This window comes from Mycetohabitans sp. B2 (assembly GCF_021733735.1).
Taxonomy (GTDB): Bacteria; Pseudomonadota; Gammaproteobacteria; order Burkholderiales; family Burkholderiaceae; genus Mycetohabitans; species Mycetohabitans rhizoxinica.
In genome coordinates this window covers 1-825 of sequence record NZ_JAHKSP010000115.1, presented here as the reverse complement: position 1 = coordinate 825, position 825 = coordinate 1, and the positions used below count along the sequence as shown (strand labels likewise).

General features: G+C 60.7%; 1 protein-coding gene. It reads right to left on the bottom strand.

Annotation, left to right across the window (positions count from 1 at the left end):
• Positions 1–825 (bottom strand): condensation domain-containing protein (locus KPG66_RS16960; RefSeq protein ID WP_237071619.1); only part of this gene is annotated, 825 nt, incomplete at both ends.

Genomic DNA, 825 nt, shown 5'->3' with positions numbered 1-825 from the left:
CGGCGCATAGTCCCACCACGACTTCCGGACCCACATCTAAGGCACGCAGGTAATGCGCCAGCTGGTTTGCCTTATCGTTTAATTCCGCGTAGCTCAGCGTCTGGTTCTCATAGACCAACGCCGTCGCCTCGGGCGTGCGCTCCACTTGCGCTTCAAACAGCTGGTGAATACATTGGTGCGCCGGATAGTCCCGCTGCGTCGCGTTCCACGTCTGCAGCAGCAACGTGCGCTCGGCCGGCGACAGCAACTCAACACGCGTCACAGGATGCGATGCGTCAGCGGCCATCGCCTGCAACATCGTCTGCAAATACCCGATGTGTCGCTCGATCGTCGCACAATCGAACAGCGCCGTCGCATAGTGCAGAACGCCGACCATCTCTCCACCGGCTTCAGATAAGTGCAGATTCAGATCGAATTTGGCCACGTCGTAAGCCCAATCCACTGGCGTGACCTCTACCTCCGGCAAATCCCACACAGCACGCTCGTTGTTCTGCCACACGAACATCACTTGGAACAGCGGCGTATGCTCGAGCCGCCTCGGCGGCTGCACAATCTCCACCACTTGCTCGAACGGCACATCCTGATGCGCTTGCGCCTCCAGTGCCGTGCGCCGCACCCGCTCAAGCAACTGTGTGGCGCTCGGCTCGCCCGACACATCCATGCGCAACGCCAGCGTGTTCACAAAGAAGCCAATCAACGGCTCAATCTGAGGATGGTGACGATTGGCACTGGCCGTGCCAATGACCAGATCCTCCTGCCCCGATAGCCGCGCGAGCACCGCGCTCCACGCGGCCAGCACCGTCATGAATAGCGTCGCGCCTTGCG